We start from the raw sequence: 23,712 nt of genomic DNA on the forward strand, positions 1-23,712 counted from the left end.
TAAGATGATATTCTCCTAATATGTTCCATTCCAAATAGTTTGAAAGCCTGCCCGGGAATTTCTCTCTTTCTCATGCACATAAGAACTTGCGTATCCTGGCGCCTGCCTTGCTACATAACTTGCAAAAATCGTCTCCCAGGGTCGCATGATCTTCTGGAATCTGTCCACTGCCGCATCATAAGTGCTTTTATCGTTCGGATCAATCTTAGAAAATGCCTCTGCAATCTCGGAAATCATCTTCGTATTGGACGCAACCGGCTGCGTTCTGGTTCCGCCGATATAGTACCCTTCCCACATGGGATTTTGTTTATCCGCTGTCGCCAGTTCTAAAATGAGCCTTGAACTTTCCAACTTCCTGTCTATCTTTTTTTCTACCGCTTCACTTAAAAATTTTACCTGATCTTCCGTCAGACCCAACTCCGATTTATGCACATATGCCTTTGCAATTCCTATGTGGGAGTAAGTGGTATAAGTTCCCGAACCTCCGGCAGCCAAAAATTTATCGATATACGCTCCTGTTTTGTACATATCCGTCAATTCTTTCCAGGTAAACTTCATTCCGTCTACAGAAAACTCTGTTTTGAGGTTATCCGGCGTATTGGCAATTCCCTTCGAGATATTCTCTTTCATCTCTTTCACAAGGGCGTTGATACCCCCTACCCAATCATCCGTGTTCAGAGTATTTTTAACTTCACTTCTAAACGCAGCAGAATATGCTGTAAGTTCATCCTCACTGATCTGTCCTTTTGCATATTGTTCAAACACTCCGAAATACTGTTCCGTATTTCTTAAATAATGCCTATCTTCAGTATGTACCACCTTAATAGATCCTGTTTGGTATTTATTTGCCAATGAAACAGAATTTTCACTTTGCACATGTGTAATTTCCCAGCTATCTAATCTTTTTCCTTCTGACAGCCTCATCCCGGTAAGCGTGCCTTTGCTTCCCACGTTTTGCAATGACTGAATGGATTTCTGCTCTGTATTTTGCATAGTTCCATTATAAGAAACACCTGATATATTCATTCTGCGATTCCTCCTGTTTCTACTAAGTATATTGCAACACTTATAGCCAAACTGACAGCGACGCTTCTGCTAAAGCCATTCCTGATTATTCACTATATGAAGTGAAATTTTTCACGTTCAACCAATTTTTCCGCGCTTCCATGAACATTTCAAACAGATTGATTCTTTCCGTACTTTGCTCTATCATTGAGAGCCTATCCTTTATTCTCTCTGCCATTATCTCCGGACTTTCCCCCATTTCAGATAGCTTTCTGCCTGCACGCTGCGCTTCAATTTCTCTCATCTTTTCTTGATACTCAGGTATGACCTTTTCTAGCATTTTTTGAGTATTAATCATACTATTTGCTCCATCTTCCGCAATCCTTGCCACTTTCTCGTATGCTCTGTCAAGCCTGGCAAGTTCTTCCTCCATTGTAAGCTTATGAAAACGGTAGTTTCTCCCATCCATTTCAAACTCAATATAGTCGGCTCCCCCTTCAAAATCCTGTGTCCATACTTCCCGCGTACCATTTTCATATCCAGTAACAATGTCATTATAAACATCCTGATAGGCTTTCATAAGACTATCTTTATGAATATTCACAATATGATCATATATATTTACTTCAGGGGCTTTTCCTTGCTCATATGCCTCATTCAGATAAACATTATATGTGCCACGAAGCGCCATCTCTATTGTAGGGTTGTTAAATCCATTATCGGATTTTTCTATTATCCCATCATATATAGAATCCTGCCGTACTTTTGTCCAATCTAAATTTTGATTCGAGAATGTTCCCTGTGTTCCATTTTCAACTTGGTTCTGAAAATGCTCCTGTCCTTCTTTCGAAATCTTATATTGTACTGTTTCCGGACAATTTTCATCGTTCACATGCCCACTGTCTTTTTGAGGATTCTGATCTTTGATTCCTCCCTGATTAACTTCTATCTGATTCACTAAGTTCTGCAATGCGCTTGAAGCTTTACCCATTGGCGATATCGTTGCAACATCTTTACGCGGCAATATGTTTATTCCCTTAGTTTCCTTTTTTTCCTGTGCATTACTGTTTCTATTTTTATTTAACGCATCTACATGAAATAAATTGGTGGTCTGTCCTATATCAATACGCATAATTATCTCCTTAAACTAATATCTCATTATCCCTACCCTTAAGATTGTTTTTTTCATCCTCACTATCAGTTTCATCCTCTCTCTTAGCTGATGTTTCCTTTGTTAAGGTTTCTTCTGAATCATTGGATATCTTATTGACTCTTGCTAAAGTTTCACCCGCTTTTTTTGATAGTTCTGCCGTTCTATTGTCAATTTCTTCTATCCTCTGCCTTTTTATTTCAGAATCTCCTGACTTCAATTCTGCTTCTAATACTCCCTTCTCCCCCTCTAATCTATTTTTAACTGAATTTATCATTTCACCTTTTCCTACCTCTGTTGACATCTTCGTAATATCAGCCATTCTTTTATTATTGGCTTCCTGTTTTGTCAAAGGTTGGTTTTTTTTGTACATACTGTTTGAACTCTCTTCTTCCATTCCATCTGTTTGCTTTGCCATTTCCTTCGCAATTTGCTCATCAAGTGAATCCAATTGCTTTTCATACTCTTCTATTTTCTTTGTTATATCAGCAGCGCAATATCCAGTTTCATTATTCGTCATCTGTTCAAGCAACGAGGCTTTACACTCTTTTATAAAATCCTTTTGTTTCATTAGCCTTTCTATTGTATTCATTGCTTTTCCTTTTGGCGATATTGTTGCAATATCATTACGTAAAAAACCCTTTTCTTCTTCATTCGTTGTATTTCGATTGAATTTACGATTTATTGCATCTACATTAAATAAATTATTTACTTTTCCAATAAACATCTCAAAGTCCTCCTAATATAAATCTTAGTTGAATATTGTAATGAGTTATATTAGAGTATCGGTCAATGTATCATATAAATTTATACGAATGTTGTGAATGGACTGTTTTTTGGTGCTTAAGGTAGTGGAAACATAGCATTGAGAGTGAAACATGTTTCACTCTTTAAGTCAAGTACCCCTTCATACTGCTCAACAATCGTCTTAATATTTTGTAGTCCAATTCCACTTACTGGAATCTGTTTGAAAGATATAAATCTACCTTCGTGTGATTTCACTGGTAAATAAGTACTATTTGAAATTTCAAATACCCAGTATTTGGCATGTATCTGTGATTTCATTCGTATCCATCCTGCCGGATACCCTGCTGTAATTCCTCGTTGACAAGCTTCTATTGCATTATCCAGCGCATTTGCCAACAGACAGCAGAGATCGACAGGAGCAATCAGTTCCTCACCAGGCACACTCATCTGAATCGAAATATCGATTCCAAGTTTCTTTGCTTGTTGGTATTTCGGATTCAACAGGGCATCAGCAAAAATAGAGCCTGTCCGAATAACAGTCTCTCCCTCTTCTATGATGGTATTCCATTGTTTTAGATAACGTCTGGCTCCTTCTACATTTCCTTTTTCCAATAACTGTGCAAGACATAAACTGTGATTTTTCATGTCGTGCCGAATCTTCATCAGTTGTTCATATTGCTCCTTTGAAACTTCTAAGTGTTCTCCCAGTATCTGATATTGCTGTTTTGCCAGTCGTTCCACCAGACGTCGTTCTAACATGATAACGGAATAGACATTCAGCATTTCTCCGCCAATTACGATCAGTCCGCTTGGAATCACAACTGTATGTATATATCTGGCATCCCAATTATTTACTTCGTCAAATGTCATTGGTGTCATACTGACTGCAACACAAATAAATGTAATAATACACATAAGATAAAGGCCATCGCGATCCTCAAAATCGCGTTTAAGCAAATGCAGTTTACGTTTTAAAACCTCCATCATAAAAAAAAGCACAAGACCTGCCATCAAGTTAACTGCATTCAGTACCATATCAAGACAGTCTTCCCGCCCGGTTAAATCTACTGCAACCATAAACAGTTGGTAAAATATACCGCTTGCCACTTCCTGAATCCCATACATCCACAGAGTAAAGAAACCCCTTTTTATGATACTTCCATGAAACAGCAGTGTATTCAGAGTAAATGCACAAACGCATAAATAAATCATATTTCCCCACGCAGTGCCTACAATACCGAACCATGCATTCATGTGTCCATATAGCCAACTTCCCATATAAAACCAAAGATAAGTATAACGATACTTTGCTCCAAGCATTTCTTTTAAAAAGAGATATTGATAAAAAGTTAAGAAAATTCCCCAGCCTGTTGCCCATATTGTTAAAACACTCAAAAGACATCTCCCCTTTTTTTTAGATAATACATGAATGCCAGACCAAATGCCTGATGCCTGCGTCTGGATAACGGCACAGTGTATTCATTGTCTAACCAAATCGTTTCCTTTTTGTAATACTTCACATGATCAAAATTAACAATATAACTCCGATGACAACGAAAAAAACTATCTGGTAACATTGGCTCAATTTCATTTAATTTACCGTAAAATGGAACAGACTCATTATTCTTATGCAGATAAATTTTTCTATTTATAACCTCCAGATATAATATTTGTTCAAAAGGAATTCTTCTTCGCATTGTTCCCTGACAAACTGAAAGTGCTTGATCGTATTCTCCTTTGAGAAGGGAACACAGCTTCAGGAGTATAGCTTCAAGCTTATTTAGATCTACAGGCTTAATAAGGTAATGAAATGCTTGAACATCATATGCATCTATCGCATATTGCCGGTGTGCCGTGATAAAGACCATTTTGCTTTCATCGCCTCTGGCTCGCAACCTTTTTGCCAATTCCAGACCGGTGATGGGTTGCATAGCAATATCCAAAAATAAAATATCAAATTCCTTATGCGCCAGAAGTGCATTTCCATTTGCATATGCCTTGACGCTGTATATAACAGAATGCTTATTCAATATATTTTTGATATCGTCCGTCAACTGTTCTAAAAGAATTTGCTCATCTTCGCAAACTGCAATCCGAATCACTTTTATCCGCTCCCTTTTCTCTTTACAATAATATTTTCTATTATAACGAAAAAGAATTTTGTATACAAGGCTATCGCCTGAACGGTTCAATTTTTGTTGTAATCGGCTTTTACTCGAAATATTCTTATATTCCCAATGACAAACTGGAACACATTCACTTTTGACATAGCAACAACCTCGTTAAAAATACCAGCAATAAAGTATATCAATGCTTCTCCATATATCAGGGACAGCCTTAAAGACTGCCCCCTCACTTCTTATCTATTCCAGTTTTCTAAACTTCCTGATGCACTTTAGCGTTTCTGAACCTTTCAGTTTCTTGCCTGTCTTTTTTCTTCTACTTCGCTCAAAACGATCCACTGGATCGTTTTATCGCATGCTTGGCAACTTGAAACCTTTATCTGATCTTCCGTCAGCCCCAGCCCGGTTTATGCACATATGCCCTTAAACTGTTTAATAACAAATCCTCCTCAAATACATCTCTAATATGTCGGAATTCCATATCCGTAAATCACGCTGCTGCCTACCAAATAAGATTTTCTTCTCACCTTATCTCCGCTGTTTCCCTCCACAGTATGCACCACTCCATCTATAACATTTTCCACAATCCCTACATGATCAATCGTCCCGTCATTTCCCCAATCAAAGAATATGATATCCCCCGCCGCCGGAACATAACTTCCATCTCGGAATCGCCCATGCTGTTCAAACCATCTAACACCGTCCGAACAAAGAGAGAATCTTGGCATTACACCGCTGTCGATATAACCGCACTGATCGGCACACCACGATACAAAGCAGGCACACCATTCCACCCTGCCGGCAAACCCGTACCAGCTCCAATAGGTATCCCCGCTGTTTCCCTCCTGCGTAAGCGCCACCGCCACAATCGCTCCGTTGCCTGTTCCCGTTGGGATTCTTCCAAAAGCATAATACCGTAACACATGGGGTACATACTGCTTATCTCCATAATTGCTCCATCCCATGCGCTGCGCCATCATATCGGAAAATTCCGCTGCATTTGCGAGGGAATAACCACCATAGCGGTTTTTTGCCCATGAGATATAACCATTTCCAAAATTATATCCCTGCAATGCCAGCCTGATGTTCTGCATATCGATGGGATTCTCCACTCCTGCGCTCACAAGACAGCTTTTTACTTCCTGCACCCCGCACTGGATGGAATACTCCGGATCCGTGATCCCATTCGGTTTCCTCGGATAGCGTGTGTTAAATCCGCCTTCAGAACTCTGCATAGGGTCTAATCCTCTGCCGCCGGATTCCTGCATCATCACTGCCTTGATCAGCTCTACATATTCCCCGATTCCATATTGGTTCGCATACTGGCGGATCAGCGGCTCATACGCCTCTACCTCTGCACTAACCGGACTGACACTGCCGGAATTATCTCCTCCCACCATACAGAGAATTCCTCCAAACAGTACAACAATCATCAAGATCAATACCGCAATCCATCCGCCCACGCCGATTGCCGCGAGTGAAGACTTCATAGATGCAATCACTGCCTGGACAGCGGCTTTTGTTTCCCGGACAGCAACTTTCGCCGTTCGTTCTGCTGCCTGTCTTGTCGCCTGCGCCGCTTTCTGCGCTGTCTTTGCAGACGCTTTCGCCGCCTGCTGTGTCGCTTTTGCTGCCTGTTCTGTAGTTTTCACGGTTGTCCGTGCTGTCCGCTCAGCGGTTTTCACTGTCCTACTGGAGACTTTGATGATTCCTTTACCGGAACTCTTTACCGTCTGTCCTGCCTGATGAGCGGTCTTGATCGTCTTTTCGCTCCGGTCTGCGGTCTTAATGGTCTGTTTGGGAAGTTCCCGCATCTGTGACGCTTTTTTCTCCACTGCTTTTTGACGCAGCGCCCTCTCCCCAGCTTGTTTCTGTGCCTCTTTTCTTCCTGCCTCCTGTCTCGCGGTTTTGGATAATTGCTCTTTCGACTGATAGCCGTTCTCTTTCACATGGTCGATAACCCTGCCGCTCTGTTTTGTAATCTGATGAACAGTTTCACGGGCGGCGTTATCTGTTCCATGCGTGATTTTGTCCCCGGCATATTCTTCCGGTGTATCATAATGCTGTATCTGTGTATGCTCTGCACCGTCCTTTGTACGGACATAGGCATGTTTTACCCACTCCACACCTGTAACCGTCTTGTCCAGCGCTTTTATATTCCTATGGACTTGCCGTGTCCTAATCTCTTTGCTCATGCCTGCCCTCCTTTTCCTTGATTCTGCCGGATGGCATTATGGAATATCCTTGTGGTACTCGGATATAGATTTTTCCTTATTCCTCCACGATTTTCTTTGCTACCACCACAAGCCGTCCATTCGTCCTTGAATACTCACAAGTAGAAAGGGTAATCAGTTTGTCCCCATACTCTGCGGTCACACCTGTCTCATAGAATGCAAGGGATTTACACCGTTTTACATACCCGATAAAGTCCTCCGGCTTTTCTGCATTAGAAAACAGATAATACGGAAATCCCGTATCGCCATATACCGTAGTCCTGAATACCGTAACGATCTCGTACTCTGCAGTTTCCGTCAGTGTATCAAAACGAATGATCTTATGGTTTTTATAAAACGCTTCCTTTTCATACTCCATCAGCCCCGTAAACATAGAACCATTCTTCATGTGGTGTCCGTATATGATAACATTGTCGCTTGGTTCTATCAGATCACACTGCTCCGCAATATAAGGCACTCCATAATCGCTGTATTCTTTTTCAAAATTATGCTTCAAATAGAAATCGGGATTGTCCGGCGTATACATGACCGGATAGTTGATCTGTGTCCCATCAATTCTAATCCACCCCGCCATATCGTTGTTCAGGTTAAACAATTCCCGGTATCGCTCCAATAGGGACGGTTCCTCTGTCTCCCCTGTTCCCTCCGGTTTTTCTTCCGGCATATCCTCCGCCTGCTCTGTCATTTCTGTTAACTGTGCAAATTCCTCCTCCGCTTTGTTTGCATTTGCATAATAACTGATAATCTGATACATGGAGACGGTAAAAAGCAGGAGGCAGATTACCACTCCTGCAAGATACAACTTCTTTTTTGTATTGAGATTCTTCAAGGTTCCCTCCATTCCCGCGGACATTTCACGTCCACGCTATTCTTTTCCTATCTTTCTTTCCCTGCGCTTTTCTCTTTCGCTGGCGGCAGTTCCCGGCAATACTCCGGATATCTCTGCCGGATCGCTTCGTAAAAATACGGGGCATATCCGCAATCAAAGATCTCATACGGCGTTGACATCCGCTCATCTTCCGGCTCTACATATCCATTCCAAAGGTTAAAGGCAAGGCGTGTAAGCCGCACGGTTCCTCCTGTCTGCCATCCCTCATGAAGTCCCTCTGGTTTGATCTGATGCTTTTCAAAATCAAACAGCCTGCCCACATTACTCCTCGCTGTATCAGAAATACCGACACAATAGAAAAATGCACGATGATAACTGTCGTGGTTATCACATTTTTTTAGCATGGAAAAGAAAAAGTTTTCATGTTCTTTTGACGCAAATCGAAATTCTGCCATAAATACCTCCATTCAAAAGGGCAGCCTGTCAACGCTCCCACCGCTGGCCAGACTGCCTATCACATTCGCTTTCATTGTTTCTTCATTTTATTCAGGCGTAACATTACGTCCGGTTCCGGTTCATACTGTCCTCCCCCGGCTTGGTTGTCATCAGTTTATACAGCCTCGTATTCTTCGGAAATTTATTGATAAAAGGCACAAGGGAACTTCCGTACTTAATCAATCCGCACCCTGCGTCTGCATTGGTAATATAACTCATCTGCTCATTGGAGATGTTCAATAACTCCGCAAGTTTCTGGCGGTCTGACGCCGCCTGATTCAGCATAACGATATACTCACTGTTGGATAACATGGTACTGGCAAGCACGGAGTCCAAAAGATACTCCACATTCTGCGTGATGGCGTTCGGAAAGGCATTCCTCTTTCTGAACCGTCTCCATGCGGAATTGAAAAATGCACCGGAATACTCGTTTTCAAATACTACATGAAACTCGTCCAAAAAGATATGGGTACGCTTGCCCTTTTTCCAGTTCTCCGTCACTCGGTTTAACATAGCGTCCGTAATAACCAGAAGCCCCATTGTTTTCAACTGCTTTCCTAAATCCATGATGTCATACACTACCATACGGTTATTCACGTCCACATTGCTCTCATGGGCAAATGCGTCCAGACTTCCGCTTGTGAACAGCTCCAATGCCAGCGCAAGGTCTTTCGCCTCCCGTTCCGGCTGCGCCAGCATTTTTTCACGGAGAACACACAGGGTTGGCACAGCGCCGCCCTTCCGGAAATCTTCATATACGTCCCCGGTACAGCGGTCAATGATGGATTTCTCTTTTGCACTGACACCTTTTTTATCCAACTGCTCAAATAGAGACAGCACAAACTCGGACTTATCAATGACCGGATTTCCTCCATCTCCATAGCCCTCTACCATATCCATCGCATTAATATGGTCACGGCTGCCTGCTGCAATCCGTATCACTTCACCGCCCATTGCCTCAATGAGTGACGCATACTCTCGCTCCGGATCACAGATCAAAATATCATCTCCGGTAGCCAACGCCAGGAACACGATCAGCATTTTCGCGCTGAAAGACTTCCCGCTTCCCGGTACGCCAAGCAGGAAAGAGTTTGGATTCAACAGTTTTTCTTTATTACACATAATCAGATTATGGGAGATAGCATTTTCCCCGCAATAGATGCCGCCCTCGTCCATAATCTCCTGCACCCGGAAAGGCATAAGGACTGCAAGGCTTTCCGTTGTCAGGGTACGGAGCGCATGGATCCTCCGGTGTCCAATCGGCAGCACGGTATTCAGCCCGTCCATCTGCTGATATTTCAGCACCGCCATCTGGCATAAATGCTTTCTTGCGATCGTCAGCAGCGTATCCGTATCAGCGTCAAGCTGCTCCTTTGTATCAGCGGTATGCACCACGGTCAGCACCGCAAACATCATCCGCTGGTCACGGGTAGTCAGATCGTCCAGAAATTCCTTGCTTTCCTTTCGCTGCTGTTCCATATCATAGGGAACCACTGCGGAGAAATTATTGTTTGCGTTCTGTCGTCTCTGCCAGTTTGTGATATTGGTTTCCACACCAAGCAGACGGTTTTCCACCTCCCGCACCGCCTCGTCCGTGGGAACCGGGATAATGTCAATGCTCATCATCAGGTTTCGGTTTAAGTCCGTCAATTCTGCAATCATGTTATCCTTAATATATGAGGCATACTCTCGCAAGAACAGCACACGCCCGTATCGGTTCCCCATACGGAAATGATCTTTTTCAAACTCCAACGAATCCGGGCAGATAAAATCTTTAAAACTGTGTCCTTTCTTCATGGTCTTAGACAAATCAAAGGTAAAGCCTGTTTCTTCCCCGGTACGGTAAAAATCGTGCAACGCCCTCAACTTATCCGTTGCCTCCATCTCCGCACATTTGGAACCGAGCCGCATAAAGTGGGCGGTCAAATCCGTACCCACACGGGCAAAATACGTCCTCGCCTCCTCAATGCTCTTTTTATAGACGGATACCGTCACATATTTTTCCTGCACCATGCTGTTTGCTCCGGTCACTTTTTCAAGCAGCATAGCATTATATTCTTTCCGGTATAAATCCAGTCCGTCCTCCTGCATAGGAATCAAAATTGCCTTTTCAAAGTCCTGACGGTTCAGCCTACGGTTGTTAATCGTGATTTTTGTGGTTGCCCCACTGTCAAAGGAATTTAAAAGTTCGCTATATTCCAGAAACATCGCTTCTTTATCCTCCCGGCTTGCCACCGCATAGTTGATGTCCACGAATTTATACGTCCGGGCAAATTTGTTCTTCCCTATCTGAAAAATTCCGTCTTCCCATATCGCCTGAATCGGGATTGCCTGCTGGACGCCTCCAGGTACTGCGAACTTCTCCTTATCCTGCTTAAAAATGTTGTTCAAAGTCTTAATCATGCCGCTTTAATTCCTCCTTTTCATGGATTTCAATCGTTGGTTTCAGGATTTCATAGTAAAGATTCTCCGGGGCAAACAGCAGGCGTTTGGGTATCAAAAACTCTGACTTGATCCACGCCATAAGAAACTGCTCTGCGTTCATTCCGTGATACTTCACAAATCCCATCGCCGCAAAGGGAGCTGCTCCCAAAACACACACCCAGCTTACCGTCTCCGTTCCCAGATACGGGCGGAGCAAAAAATAAAACCCGACAGCAACGCCGCAGGCTAAAATCGAAAAAATGAACTGCCGCATGGACAGTCCGAAAAACATGGATTCCGTATAATTACGGATTTCCCGGTTAATTTTTACTTCCAACTCATCACACCTCCGTTATAATCCCATCATTTCACGCACTACCCTGTCTGCCATTTTGACCGTGCCGACCAGAACGAGCATATTGAAGATTAACTCTCCGATATAACTCCATACCATTGTAACTGCCGCAGCATCCGGGTCTACCACAGGCGGGGACGCCGCAAATACGGAAAATATGATACACGCCAATACGATAATCGCCCCCTCAAGACACACCGCCGCATAGGATTTCAGAAAACTCTTCCCCACGTTCTGGCTCGGTTCCCCGGCAAACGATGATAAAGGGATCGGAGCGATAGCGGTATACAGATACAGGCGGAAAAACCGCCCGTACACACTCATGATCATAATGAAAGACAGCACCGTGATAAACAGCCCGCCAATCAACGTGACCGCCCATAGCGGGATACTTTCAAAAAAGCCGCAATCCTCCACCGCTTCCACAATCTCCGTTGGAAGAACGGTCTGCTGTGCGCTCCCAAATCCTGCGGTATTCATGATCGTGCTGATCGTCCCCTGCACGATGTTAAATAACGCCATCATCAGTTCCAGTCCGTAAGTGATTACACCTTTTGCAAGGGCAAAGCGGACAAAAAGTTTCAATGCGTGTTCCGGTTTCTTTACTTCTGTGAAAGCTCGTTATAGAACATAAAGGAAATATCTCAAACATAAAAACAATAGAATTATCGAACTGTTAGTTATTGAGATGCTTTTCCATTTGCCGAAACTCCATAAAGAACTGTTCTGATACTTCCAACTCGTGATACCCTCCCTGCCATCCTTGAAGCTGATAGAATACCTCGTGCCGCTTTCCGTGGATTCTTCCCGAAGCATGTAAGCCTTAATTCTGTATGCCATCCTGCTTACCTCCCGAAAAATATGAGTGAGAGAATTTCCACCCCTCACCCAGTAGCCCGCAGGACGGCAGGCTGTCTAAGACGCTATAAAATTTTCCGCAGCTTCTTCCGCAAATGGTCTAACCTTGCATAGACAGCTCCCGTCGTCAAATGCACAAGCGGGGCAATCTCCTTTGTGGAATACCCCTGTATTTTCAGCACGATGATTTGTAATGTAAGCCTGTCCACTGTGACTAACGCAAAATACAGCGTTTCGCTCTCAATCTCATCCAGTAAATCCATTACCGACCTTACCTCTAGCTGTTTCTCCCTGCCCGCCATTTCCTCAAGGTATTCTCCGAAGTCACTTGTCCATCGGTAAAACCGCCTGTTGGAATTAAAATCTGCCCTGTCGTCTGTGCGGATTTGCTCAATGGTTGCTTCATCAACACCGCACTCACGCAAAACCTTTTCCTCGGCTTCTTTCCAGATACGCCATTTCCTGTCTTCCCGTCCGTGGTTGTATGCCATCCTTATTTCCTCCAATCAGAATTGATTGAGAGGGCAGGAAAAAGCCCCCTCATTTTCCCAAAGGAAAAAATAAGGGGGCTGAACGCCTTAAATTTTGTTTTCGATTATCTTTCTCAGCTTCGCAAGGATTTTGGCTTTGCGTTTATTGACAACGCTCTGTGTCACGCCTAACCGCAATCCGACTTCCCGCTCGGATAGTTCTTCAAAGAAGATGGCGTTTATCAATGTCTGCTCACTACCCGACAATAAAGGCAGGGCAGCTTTCAGCCTGTCCACCATTACCGTATGGACAACGGTTTCCGCAACGTCCACCGCTTCATCAACAATGAAATCAAGCACCTTCCCCTCACTGTCTGTAAATCCCTCCAATGACAGCAGTTTGTGGCTTGTGTCCAGTTTTTTCAGATAACGCCACCGTTCTTTATCCCGATAGAAATCCGTGTACTGTTCCCGCACGACTTCAAGCAGACAGCCCTGCACGGGGATAAACAGCTTGTCCATGTAACTCTGGTCGGCTTGCCTGCGGCGGCAGAAGTCCGTATAGGATAATTCCACATAACCGCTGCTTTCTTTGATATATACTTTTCTTGGTGCGTATCTCACCGTAAGTACCTCCCATCTGAATTTTTGAAATGCTAAAATCCAGATGGGAAAGGCGGCGAACGGCAGCCAACAGCAGAAACAGCCCTGCGGCACATTCCGATAAAAAACGACAAAAGAAAAACCGCAAAGGCTCTGTGACCTCTACGGTTATGAGTGATTCTAATTCTATTAAGTGGAGATTCTACTTCTGGTTTCATGGTAAGAAGTAGCGTTGCATGGGCAGGGATTTTTTTAACTGGCTTTCTGCCAATCCCCGATATGCTATGTATAAGTCAAATCTGCGTTGCATGAGCAGATGGATTACTGCCCGAAAAAAGGACATAAAAAATCCCTCCAAACTTTAAAACAGGTTTGGAGAGTGTCTGTTAAGTCTTTTCGGGCATAGCAATATCGCCCACCGAACCTCGTTTTTTTTATTTGGTGGGCGTTTGCCTTAAAACCTTATGAAATAAAATAGAGCCGACAAACCGTGATTTTATATCACATGTTCATCGACTTTATATTTTCTCCTTTGTAATAATACTGATTTTTATTTAGAAAAAAATGCTTTATTTATAAAAAATCAACGCTTATCTATAATTTTATCAATCAAGCCGAAATCCATTGCTTCTATTGCCGTCATATAATTATCACGTTCCGTTGCAATAGCAACCTCATCAATACTTTTACCTGTGTTTTCTGATAAAATGGTATTTAATCGCTTTTTGCTTTTTTGTATGTGGTCAGATGTAATTTTTATATCTGTTGCCTGCCCTTGAATCCCATTTCCATGAATAGCAGGCTGATGTATCATAATTTCTGCATTAGGCAAAGCAAGACGTTTTCCTTTTGTACCTCCTGCCAATAAAAAAGCTCCAAAACTTGCAGCAAGACCTACACATATTGTCGAAACATCACATTTGACATATTGCATTGTGTCATAAATAGCAAATCCCGCCGAAACAGAACCGCCTGGACTATTTATATATAACTGAATGTCTTTTCCTGGGTCTTGTGATTCTAAAAATAGCATTTGTGCAATAATCAAATTTGCTGAAACATCACTTACTTCTTCTCCTAAAAAAACAATTCTGTCGGACAATAGTCTTGAAAAAATATCATAACTTCGTTCTCCTCGACTTGTCTGTTCAATAACATACGGAATTGTACTCATGCTGCCAATTTACCCCCTGCTAAATGATACATAAATGAGTATCCATGAAACGAACCCATCATGCATATCTTCGATTGTTTAGGATAGAACACACCATTTTTTCGATAAATATTAGGTGTGCATTCATATAACTGTTTAAAAGCTAATGTGAATGCTTGCTGTGAATCATAATGTGCTTCATAAGCAATTTCAACAATGGGCTGCTCTGTTTCTACAAGTTTTTGAGCAGCCAAAGACAGCCTGCACCCCTGTATGTATTTATAAAGCGTACATTTTGTTTCTTCAGTAAAAATTCTGGCTATATAAAATTTTGAATAATTTAATGCTTTTGCTATTTTATCAAGCGACAAATCCTCATTAATGTGCGTTTCTATATAGTCTACTATTTTTTCTACAACTGTATTATTGTTCATATATGACACCCCTCTCCCTATTTAATATAACATAACTTTTTAAAATTATCTTAATAGAAATTGCCCTAATTAGAAAGCAGAAAAGCGACAGAATAATCCTGCCGCCATTTTGTTATGCATAAATTATTTCTCCGTAAAATCCCGATTGAACAAAATCGCTGCGCGATGGCCTGCCAGGGCTGTGGCGCAGTTTTTACGTTCCTCTAAATAAAAGCAGTGGAAAAATCTTCCGCAATACGGTATTGTTAAGTTACCACACAAAACAATCAAATACGGAGACCTCCACTGCCTATGAATACAATATCATTTTTTGGTGTCTTCCGCAACCGGAATTATGATGCCAATGCACCTCCCTGGTAAGTAGACGTCACTTTAAACACTCAATACTACTTATCATGGAGGTTTTTTATGTACGAAGATATTTTTGAATCCATCCGCCATGCTGCGGAAAAACGCAACCTTAGAGAACGGACAATTCAACTGTATTGCAGTAATGTCAGCTATTTCCTGCGCTGCACCAATAAGCCTGTTACTGACCTCACGCTTGAGGATGCAGAGGCCTTTCTTACCATGAAACGTCTGGAGGGCAGATCCCCTGAAACTCATAATCACTATCGTTCCTCTATCAAGTTTCTCTACAAAAGAGTCCTGAAGATTGCCTGGGATGACGAGGAAGTCCCTGCCATGAAGCGTGAGCGGAATCTTCCAACTGTGCTTACGCCACAGGAGATCAATGCTGTCATTGAAGCGACTGATAACCTTAAGCATAAGGCCATCATCGCTACCATGTATTCTTCCGGGCTGCGTGTATCTGAGGCTCTCCATTTGCACTATGATGATATTTCCCGTACTAACATGACCATTCATGTCCGGGAAACAAAAGGCCGCATCGACAGATATACGATCCTTTCCCAGAGGAATCTCGACCTGCTTACCGAATACTGGTTTCAGTGTGGCAGACCAAAGGGCATTCTCTTCCCGAGTTCATGGACTGGGGATTACCTCGATATTTCAAGCGTTAACCAGTTTTTCAAAGCAAGCGCTAAAAAGGCCGGCATAATACGCCGCGTGTCTTCCCACGCCTGCCGTCACAGTTTTGCCAGTCACTTATTCGAAAGCGGGGTGGATATCAAATATATCCAGTCACTTCTTGGCCATGTCGATCCCCGCTCTACAGATGTATATCTGCATGTAAGCAACAAAACGCTGCTTGGAATCCGCAGCCCTTTTGATGTTTCGGAAGGCGGTGAGTCATGAGCGAAAACTGCACGATACAGGATGTGTTTAACCGCTTTTATCCTGACTATGAGAAAACCCATGGACTGTCTGCAGCACAGCAGAAAGCAGTTTATCACATCATGAACTGCAAAACCGGCGCATTTGGTGTCAATGTAAGCGTCTGCATGGACTGCGGCTGTATTTCCGTCCATTATAATTCCTGCCGGGACAGGTGTTGTCCTATGTGTCAGGAGTTCCCGAGGGAAAAATGGGTGGATGCCCGCAGGGAGGATATACTGGACGCCCCATACTTTCATGTGGTTTTCACTGTACCGGAAGAACTTAATCCCGTCATTTACAGCAACCAGAAGCTTTTGTACAATGCCCTTTACCATGCTGCCTCCGATACTTTAAGCGAACTTGCCAGAGATAAAAAATATCTTGGGGCAGACATAGGCTATATCTGCATTCTCCATACCTGGGGAAGTGCAATGAATTTCCATCCCCATATCCACACCATCGTGTTAGGCGGAGGTCTGGATGCTAAGAACCACTGGAAGGATAACGGTGAGGATTTTTTTATCCCTGTCAAGGTCCTTTCCAAGGTTTTTCGGGGCAAGTATCTTGCCGGGCTAAAACAGCTATGGGTGGATGGAAAGCTGGAGTTCTATGGAACAGCGGAACCTTACAAAAATCATTATGCTTTCAAACAGCTTTTGGACGCGTGCTATGCCAAAGAATGGATTCCTTATTGCAAGAGGCCATTTCATGGTGCGGAGTCTGTTATCAAATATCTTGGCAAATATACCCACAGGATTGCCATAAGCAACTACCGCATAAAGGGTATGACGGATTCCACGGTTACGTTTACTGTGAAGGATTACAAAAACCATGGGCAGTGGAAGGAACTCACACTTTCCGGGGAGGAATTCATCAGGAGGTTTCTGATGCATGTTCCTCCCAAGCGTTTTGTGCGGATCCGGCATTACGGTCTGCTTTCTTCCCGGAATAAAAACAGGAAGATTACACTATGCCGCAACCTGCTTGGCTGTAAGAGATACATTTCCAGACTTAAGGCTCTTGATGTGCCCGCTATTATCAAGCTGCTCTACAACAAGGATGTCTGCAAATGCTCATCCTGCGGAGGGAACATCATTCCTCTGCCATCTGGCAGGTATTGCATAAGACTTGAGCCACACTTATTATGTTGAATACCAGTAGCTGAATATTTAAAAAAAGCTTCCTATGGGGGCTTATTCGTGGTGCGCTGGAAATGATTTTTAAAAATTCCTCTCCATATGCACAGGTATCCAACATACTGTTTTGCAAAGAGCGTCAAAATTGAAAGCCCATATACAGCGGCTACCCAGACGCGCCTTTGTTCAACCAGGAAAAATCGAAACTGATGCAAACGAAAGGGCAGTTATCGAAAGATCAAAGCTGCTTTTTCGTTTGCACCACCTTCGATTCTTTCCTTAACGATTTATCTCTATAAATACTTTAAAACTCTTTCATTAAAGTCTTTTGCTTCTTCATAAACTGCGTGTCCATAATCTTCATATAAAAATAATTCACTATTACTAATTCTATCTGCTATTTCTTTTAAAGAATTTACTCCTACAATACTATCTTGTTTTCCTCCAATTATTAAAGTATGACATTTAATTTTATCTAAATCATCATATACATTATGTATTAAACACGAATTAGCTTGAATAATAAATCTTTTATAATCTTTTGGTTTGCTAACTCTCCATAGAATATTATAATATTTTCTATATTTCTTTAAATGCTTTTCGCTATAAGATTTTTCGGCTGTATCTAGGAATATATTTTTAAAATCTTCCTTCTTTGCTAACTGAATCCAGTTTCCAACAACATTATTTATGATTTCATTAGGCTTTGAAGATGTTACTGCTAAAACTAATTTATTTACTTTTTCTGGATTGTTAATTGCCATACATTGTGCTATCATTCCACCTTGAGAAACTCCCATTATATCAGCATTTGATATATTTAATAAATTCATTGCTTCAACTATATCTTGTGCCATATTTCTTGTTGTAAATCCTTTTGCCAGATTATTTCTTCTGCTAAACACATACACTGTATATTCTTTTGCAAATTGTCTATACATAAATGCAAGTGAAACAGCCATACCTTTAACAGTTCTTAATCCATCTCCTAGTCCTGGTATTATAATTAAATTTTTATTTCCTACACCAAAACTTACATAATCCATATTACTTTGCTCTATTTTTATATTATTGTTTTTTGCATTATAAAACATTACTTCAACTCACTTTCAAATTTTCTTATTTTGCAACAAATCTATAAACCGCATAAATTACCCATATAAGCCAAGAATAAGTCCATGCATCAAGCACAATACTTATTGTTAAATATCCAACAGTAACTATAATTACTATTATCCAATTCACCGTTCTTTTTTTATCCATTCTTCCAAAACAAATCTTGATTTGATTCTTTGCCGATCACTTTTTTCTCCAATAAAAATATCATCCCATTTTGTGGACTGCAAGTTTAATTGTTACACAAGCTCCACCAGAAGCAATATTTGAAAGTTCTAAACTTCCGCCGTGTTTCTGGCTAAGGACACGGCTTGTAGCCAATCCCAGGCCCATATGCTCTCCCGTTTTATCCTCAGAATAAAGAAAAGTGTTCTTTTTACGGAGCATTGCCCTTGAAAAGCCTTTGCCATCGTCTGATATGGTTATCATAAGCATATCATCTGTAAGGGAGTACCCGAAATTCACCTTGCTTTTGGCATATCGAACGGCATTGGAAAAGATATTCTCGACAATACGGTAAAAGATCTGCTCGTCTAATTTTACCTGACATTCGGATATGGCAGAATGGTATGCAATCTCCAGGCTGCGCTGTTTGGCAAAAAACGAAAAACTTTCCGTAGCTCTTCTTAAAAAGTCCGGTAATTGAACTACGGAATACTTTGTTTCCGTTTCTTCAATCGCATTCAGGTCACGGATATAATCTGTATAATGTTCAAGCCGTTTTGCCGTTACCGCAAGGTTAGACAGTGTATGCCGCAATTCTTCGTCATTCAGATTTCCATCTGCCAGGCATTGCTGCATATATTCCACATATCCCTCAACAATCGCAATGGGATTTCTAAGGTCATGTGCCACTGATGCCTGCAGGATTCTGCGCTGCTCAATCATGTTCCATAGCTGACGGTTGTTATCATAGAGCGCCTGCCGCATTTCTTCAAAAGCGGTGCAGAGCCTTCCTAATTCATCATTCCTGTTATAATCAACCCTAAAATCAAGGTCTTGCTCCCGGATATGTTTTGTTGCATCGGCAAGAACCTGAATGGGCGGCGACAGTTCTTTCCTGTAAAACCACCATGCGCACAGCATGATACCTGTAATGGAATAGACAAAAGGAAACAACACCATAGAAATGCCTGCCATTCTGTATACGAACTTTTGCTTTGGGCGAAGCGCCGCAAAGCCAGACTCGATTTTCTCTATTATGAATTCCGTATTCTCCAAAGTTACATCCACTCCGGTGGGAACGAGCATACCCACCTGGGCGGGTTCGTCAAGGATAACCCTCTGCCCTCCCTCTAATACCCTCCCGTCCGCTGTGACCGTCCGCATATTCAGCCAGACTTCCTGAGAATCGGGAAGTATCACTTTTTGTATACGGTAGCATCCATAAATCGTCAGGACAGATGCCGCAAAAACAAGAAACATTGTAGCAGCTACCGCACAGATAAAAGCTCTTTTCATTGATCCGGGTTTCCTCATTTTTTCCATCTGTACCCCATCCCCCAGACTGTTTCGATATATTCCCTGCCCGTAGCTTCCTTCAGTTTATTCCTGATCTTTCGGATATGCTCTTTTATAACTCCGCTGTCTCCTTCGGCATTCAGTCCCCACACGGCTTCATAGATCCGCTCCCTGTCGAATATCTGACCCACGTTACGCATCAGAAACTCCACAATATCAAACTCACGGTTTGACAGGCTCAGCGGCCTTTCCCCATAAAAACAAGTACGTTCCGCAAGATTTACGATCAAGCCCTGGGAAGAAACGATTTTAGGCGTACACTTGCTTCGTTCATCCCTCCGCAGGTGAGCCGCCACTCTTGCGGTCAACTCTTTCAGGCTGAACGGCTTGGTTATGTAATCATCACCGCCAGCCTGCAGGCCGTTTATTTTGTCCTGTTCCGTAATCCGGGCTGTCAGAAACAAAATAGGGCAGACGACATTCTGACGGATCATTTTACATAGCTCCAGTCCGTCTATTTCCGGCATATTGATGTCAAGCAGAATCAAATCCGGATAGACATTCAGCATGGATATTGTCTGCTGTGCATTTTCCGCTACAAAAGCCTCATATCCACACTTCCGTAAGTGACTTGACAATAACTCTGTCAGCATTTTTTCATCATCAACAATGAGTATTTTGTATGCCATAGTGACCTCCTCTCCCAGAATATGATACTGCAAATAAGTCAAAAAGTGGTCAATTTTCTGTTCATCAACTATACTGTTTTCCTTTTCGATATTCTCACTTACCCCTGCTGATATTTTTTAATTAATAACAACGGTCTTTGATCCATTGTCTATATTTTTCTTATTTTCCATGATATCTTCCTTTGCCTACATTCTATGATATTTCGCAACATATCGATATATATTAAGCACTTTTTTCCTGACTGCGGCAAAGGATCGTCAGTTTTGCCTCACTCCACCACCATCAAAAAAGAAAAACCATTCTCTCCTTCTCTTCTCCAAAAAAAGAGAAGAAGAGGATCTTGAAAGTATAGTCTATCAGGATCCTCTTCTTGATTCATTTCTATTGAGTTCCGTGTTCCGTCTCAGCGAAAATTAAATTTTGCGAAATTGGAAAAATTGTTCTGCAAAATCACTAACACTCGTTTACTTACGTGAGTTGAGAGCCGCTTGCGCCGCCGCAAGGCGTGCAATGGGCACGCGGAACGGGGAACAGCTCACATAGCTTAAACCTGTCTTATGGCAGAATTCAATAGAAGAAGGATCTCCGCCATGCTCGCCGCAGATACCAAGCTTGATATCCGGTCTGACAGCCCGGCCTTCCTCAACAGCCATCTTCACCAGCTTGCCCACGCCGTTCTGATCCAGCCTTGCAAAGGGATCCGACTCATAAATCTTGGACTTGTAGTAGGAATCCAGGAACTTGCCAGCGTCGTCACGTGAAAAACCGAAGGTCATCTGGGTGAGGTCATTGGTACCAAAGGAGAAGAACTCAGCTTCCTCTGCAATCTCTCCTGCCAGAAGAGCCGCACGGGGGATCTCAATCATAGTTCCGATGCGGTACTGAATATCGGAATTCCTCTCTTTCTTCACCCGCTCTGCGATCTTCACAACCATCTCTTTTACAAACTTCAGCTCCTTCTGATCGCCAATCAGAGGAATCATAATCTCCGGAACAATATCGTAGCCCTTCTCTTCCTTTACCTCAATAGCGGCTTCCATAACCGCACGGGTCTGCATCCTTGCAATCTCCGGATAGGTAACGGCCAGACGGCAGCCGCGGTGTCCCATCATGGGGTTGAACTCACGGAGCTCCTCACATCTTGCCTCAACCTCTTCCACGGTCATATGCATATCCTTAGCCAGAGCCTCGATATCAGCCGGGTCGGTAGGAACAAACTCATGGAGAGGCGGATCCAGGTAGCGAACCGTCATGGGCTTGCCCTCAAGAGCCTCATACATGGCCTTGAAATCGCCCTTCTGATAAGGAATCAGCTCCCAGAGAGCTTCCTCTCTCATCTCCTCTGTATCGGAGAGAATCATTTTGCGGATCTTCGGAATACGCTCCGGCTCAAAGAACATATGCTCGGTACGACAAAGGCCGATGCCCTCTGCTCCAAGCTTGATCGCATTCTTGGTATCTGCCGGAGTATCTGCGTTTGTACGCACGCCCAGGGTACGGAACTCGTCCGCCCAGGCCATAATACGTCCGAAATTGCCGCTTACAGACGCTTCTATCGTCTTAATATCTCCAAGATAAATCTTTCCGGTAGAGCCGTCCAGAGAGATGTAATCGCCCTCTACAATGTGATGTCCGCCCAGATCAAAGTACTTGGCTTCCTCATCAATCTTAATCTCGCCGCAGCCGGATACACAGGCCGTACCCATACCACGGGCTACAACTGCCGCATGGCTTGTCATGCCGCCGCGCACCGTCAGAATTCCTTCTGCCGCATGCATACCCTCGATATCCTCCGGGGAGGTCTCCAGACGTACCATGATGACACGCTCACCCTTGCCGCGGGCCTTCTTCGCATCCTCTGCAGTAAAGTATACCTTGCCTGCCGCTGCTCCCGGAGATGCAGGAAGCGCCTCTCCGATCACTTCGCCGGCCTTCAGTGCATCCGGATCAAAGGTGGGATGCAGAAGCTGATCCAAGGACTTGGCCTCAATACGAAGCACAGCTTCCTCCGGTGTAATCTTGCCTTCGTCTACCAGATCGCAGGCAATCTGAATGGCTGCGGGAGCCGTTCTCTTTCCGTTTCTTGTCTGAAGGAAGTACAGCTTGCCTTCCTGGATGGTGAACTCCATATCCTGCATATCCCGGTAGTGCTCTTCCAGGCGGTTCGCAATCTCCATAAACTGCTTAAAGCACTCAGGCAGATCTTCCTCAAGCTTGGTGATAGGCTGGGGAGTACGGATACCTGCCACAACGTCCTCGCCCTGGGCATTGATCAGGTACTCGCCGAAGATACCCTTCTCGCCGGTAGCCGGATTCCTGGTAAATGCAACGCCGGTTCCGGAGGTGTCGCCCATGTTTCCGAATACCATGGCCTGTACGTTTACGGCAGTTCCCCAGTCGCCGGGAATGTCATTCATACGGCGGTATACAATGGCACGCTCGTTGTCCCAGGAACGGAATACGGCCTTTACGGCCTCCATAAGCTGCACTTTGGGCTCCTGGGGGAAGTCCTCGCCCATCTTTTCCTTATAAATGGCTTTGTATCTTGCAATAACCTCTTTCAAATCATCTGCTGTCAAATCGGTGTCATACTTGGCGCCCTTTGACTCTTTGATCTCGTCCAGAATTCCCTCAAAGAAGGTCTTGCTCATCTCCATAACTACATCGGAGAACATCTGAATAAATCTGCGGTAGGAGTCATATGCGAATCTGGGATTGCCGGTTTTCTTTGCAAAGCCTTCTACTGCCTCGTCGTTCAGACCAAGGTTCAGAATCGTGTCCATCATACCAGGCATGGAAGCTCTTGCGCCGGAACGAACGGATACCAGAAGGGGATCTTCCGTGTCGCCGAAGGTCTTGCCCTGAAGCTCTTCCAGATGTGCAAGGGCAGTAAAGATCTGCTCCTTGATCTCATCGGAAATCTGCTTTCCATTGTTGTAGTAGTCGGTACATGCTTCTGTCGTAACAGTAAAGCCTTGGGGAATCGGCAGTCCCAAGCCTGTCATCTCTGCCAGATTCGCACCTTTTCCGCCCAGAAGGTTCCGCATCTCAGCATTGCCTTCCTTGAATAAATAAACCCATTTTGCCATTTATCTGTTTCCCTCCTAAAAAATAGTTTCACCGGTGCAGTTTTCGCATGGAGCTTGTCCTT

Annotated in this window: 21 protein-coding genes and 2 pseudogenes; 2 read left to right on the forward strand and 21 right to left on the reverse strand. The window is 43.3% G+C overall.

Annotated features, from left to right (window positions below; translation table 11 throughout):
- Nucleotides 1-15: 15 nt before the first annotated feature.
- The 16 genes and pseudogenes from VV089_RS12945 to VV089_RS13020 all read right to left on the reverse strand — a co-directional run bounded on the left by VV089_RS12945 (nt 16) and on the right by VV089_RS13020 (nt 14,880).
- The gene (locus VV089_RS12945) at nt 16-1,026 is read right to left on the reverse strand and encodes a hypothetical protein (protein ID WP_334336134.1); all 1,011 of its coding nucleotides are present in this window, start codon (nt 1,024-1,026) and stop codon (nt 16-18) included.
- A gap of 85 nt (nt 1,027-1,111) precedes the next feature.
- Nucleotides 1,112-2,137 (reverse strand): hypothetical protein, encoded by a 1,026-nt coding sequence (locus tag VV089_RS12950; RefSeq protein WP_334336135.1) that lies wholly within the window; start codon nt 2,135-2,137, stop codon nt 1,112-1,114.
- A 10-nt stretch (nt 2,138-2,147) separates the two neighbouring features.
- Nucleotides 2,148-2,882 (reverse strand): hypothetical protein, encoded by a 735-nt coding sequence (locus VV089_RS12955; RefSeq protein WP_334336136.1) that lies wholly within the window; start codon nt 2,880-2,882, stop codon nt 2,148-2,150.
- 116 nt (nt 2,883-2,998) lie between these two features.
- The gene (locus VV089_RS12960) at nt 2,999-4,297 is read right to left on the reverse strand and encodes a sensor histidine kinase (RefSeq protein ID WP_334336137.1); all 1,299 of its coding nucleotides are present in this window, start codon (nt 4,295-4,297) and stop codon (nt 2,999-3,001) included.
- Nucleotides 4,294-5,004 carry a LytR/AlgR family response regulator transcription factor gene (locus VV089_RS12965; RefSeq protein ID WP_334336138.1) on the reverse strand — a complete coding sequence of 237 codons (711 nt, stop codon included), beginning with the start codon at nt 5,002-5,004 and terminating at the stop codon, nt 4,294-4,296. The genes VV089_RS12960 and VV089_RS12965 overlap by 4 nt, the downstream gene beginning before the upstream one ends.
- Nucleotides 5,005-5,486: 482 nt before the next feature.
- Nucleotides 5,487-7,220, reverse strand: coding sequence for a lysozyme family protein (locus tag VV089_RS12970; RefSeq protein WP_334336139.1), 1,734 nt, complete (start codon nt 7,218-7,220; stop codon nt 5,487-5,489).
- Between the two features lie 76 nt (nt 7,221-7,296).
- A complete protein-coding gene (gene srtB / locus VV089_RS12975) occupies nt 7,297-8,088 on the reverse strand; it encodes a class B sortase (protein ID WP_334336140.1) in 792 nt (263 codons plus the stop codon).
- Nucleotides 8,089-8,135: 47 nt separating this feature from the next.
- On the reverse strand, nt 8,136-8,543 hold the full coding sequence (locus VV089_RS12980; RefSeq protein ID WP_334336141.1) for a DUF6075 family protein: 408 nt from the start codon (nt 8,541-8,543) through the stop codon (nt 8,136-8,138).
- A 103-nt stretch (nt 8,544-8,646) separates the two neighbouring features.
- On the reverse strand, nt 8,647-10,986 hold the full coding sequence (locus VV089_RS12985) for a VirB4-like conjugal transfer ATPase, CD1110 family (protein WP_334336142.1): 2,340 nt from the start codon (nt 10,984-10,986) through the stop codon (nt 8,647-8,649).
- Nucleotides 10,979-11,344, reverse strand: coding sequence for a PrgI family protein (locus VV089_RS12990; RefSeq protein WP_334336143.1), 366 nt, complete (start codon nt 11,342-11,344; stop codon nt 10,979-10,981). The genes VV089_RS12985 and VV089_RS12990 overlap by 8 nt, the downstream gene beginning before the upstream one ends.
- Before the next feature lie 15 nt (nt 11,345-11,359).
- A pseudogene (locus VV089_RS12995) lies at nt 11,360-11,977 on the reverse strand (hypothetical protein); the annotation flags it as partial.
- Nucleotides 11,978-12,041: 64 nt separating this feature from the next.
- Nucleotides 12,042-12,202 (reverse strand): annotated as a pseudogene (locus VV089_RS13000) (sigma-70 family RNA polymerase sigma factor); the annotation flags it as partial.
- An 83-nt stretch (nt 12,203-12,285) separates the two neighbouring features.
- Nucleotides 12,286-12,711, reverse strand: a complete 426-nt coding sequence (locus VV089_RS13005) for a sigma-70 family RNA polymerase sigma factor (RefSeq protein ID WP_334336144.1) — start codon at nt 12,709-12,711, stop codon at nt 12,286-12,288.
- An 87-nt stretch (nt 12,712-12,798) separates the two neighbouring features.
- A complete protein-coding gene (locus VV089_RS13010; RefSeq protein ID WP_334336145.1) occupies nt 12,799-13,314 on the reverse strand; it encodes a sigma-70 family RNA polymerase sigma factor in 516 nt (171 codons plus the stop codon).
- Between the two features lie 562 nt (nt 13,315-13,876).
- Entirely contained in the window at nt 13,877-14,467 is a 591-nt protein-coding gene (locus tag VV089_RS13015) for an ATP-dependent Clp protease proteolytic subunit (RefSeq protein ID WP_159749999.1), read from the reverse strand.
- Nucleotides 14,464-14,880, reverse strand: coding sequence for an AraC family transcriptional regulator (locus tag VV089_RS13020; RefSeq protein WP_334336146.1), 417 nt, complete (start codon nt 14,878-14,880; stop codon nt 14,464-14,466). The genes VV089_RS13015 and VV089_RS13020 overlap by 4 nt, the downstream gene beginning before the upstream one ends.
- Nucleotides 14,881-15,288: 408 nt before the next feature.
- On the opposite strand from VV089_RS13020, the gene VV089_RS13025 reads away from it, so the two are divergent.
- Together VV089_RS13025 and VV089_RS13030 are read left to right on the forward strand one after the other, a co-directional pair.
- Nucleotides 15,289-16,137, forward strand: coding sequence for a tyrosine-type recombinase/integrase (locus VV089_RS13025; RefSeq protein ID WP_172544120.1), 849 nt, complete (start codon nt 15,289-15,291; stop codon nt 16,135-16,137).
- Nucleotides 16,134-17,309: an IS91 family transposase gene (locus tag VV089_RS13030; protein WP_334334785.1), complete on the forward strand. Its 1,176-nt coding sequence runs from the start codon at nt 16,134-16,136 to the stop codon at nt 17,307-17,309. Before VV089_RS13025 ends, VV089_RS13030 begins: the two co-directional genes overlap by 4 nt.
- A 278-nt stretch (nt 17,310-17,587) precedes the next feature.
- Here VV089_RS13030 and VV089_RS13035 read toward each other — a convergent pair whose 3' ends face one another.
- The 5 genes from VV089_RS13035 to ppdK form a co-directional block, all read right to left on the reverse strand.
- Nucleotides 17,588-18,340, reverse strand: coding sequence for an alpha/beta fold hydrolase (locus VV089_RS13035; RefSeq protein ID WP_334336147.1), 753 nt, complete (start codon nt 18,338-18,340; stop codon nt 17,588-17,590).
- A gap of 73 nt (nt 18,341-18,413) precedes the next feature.
- The gene (locus tag VV089_RS25265) at nt 18,414-18,557 is read right to left on the reverse strand and encodes a WxxxWxxW domain-containing protein (RefSeq protein WP_442891531.1); all 144 of its coding nucleotides are present in this window, start codon (nt 18,555-18,557) and stop codon (nt 18,414-18,416) included.
- Nucleotides 18,558-18,617: 60 nt separating this feature from the next.
- A complete protein-coding gene (locus VV089_RS13040) occupies nt 18,618-19,871 on the reverse strand; it encodes a HAMP domain-containing sensor histidine kinase (RefSeq protein ID WP_334336148.1) in 1,254 nt (417 codons plus the stop codon).
- Nucleotides 19,872-19,885: 14 nt separating this feature from the next.
- Nucleotides 19,886-20,560 carry a response regulator transcription factor gene (locus VV089_RS13045; RefSeq protein WP_334336149.1) on the reverse strand — a complete coding sequence of 225 codons (675 nt, stop codon included), beginning with the start codon at nt 20,558-20,560 and terminating at the stop codon, nt 19,886-19,888.
- A gap of 465 nt (nt 20,561-21,025) precedes the next feature.
- Complete coding sequence (gene ppdK, locus VV089_RS13050) at nt 21,026-23,650, reverse strand: pyruvate, phosphate dikinase (protein WP_172544370.1); 2,625 nt, start codon at nt 23,648-23,650, stop codon at nt 21,026-21,028.
- Between the last annotated feature and the right edge of the window lie 62 nt (nt 23,651-23,712).

The organism is Candidatus Merdisoma sp. JLR.KK011, assembly GCF_036941125.1.
GTDB lineage: Bacteria > Bacillota > Clostridia > Lachnospirales > Lachnospiraceae > Laedolimicola.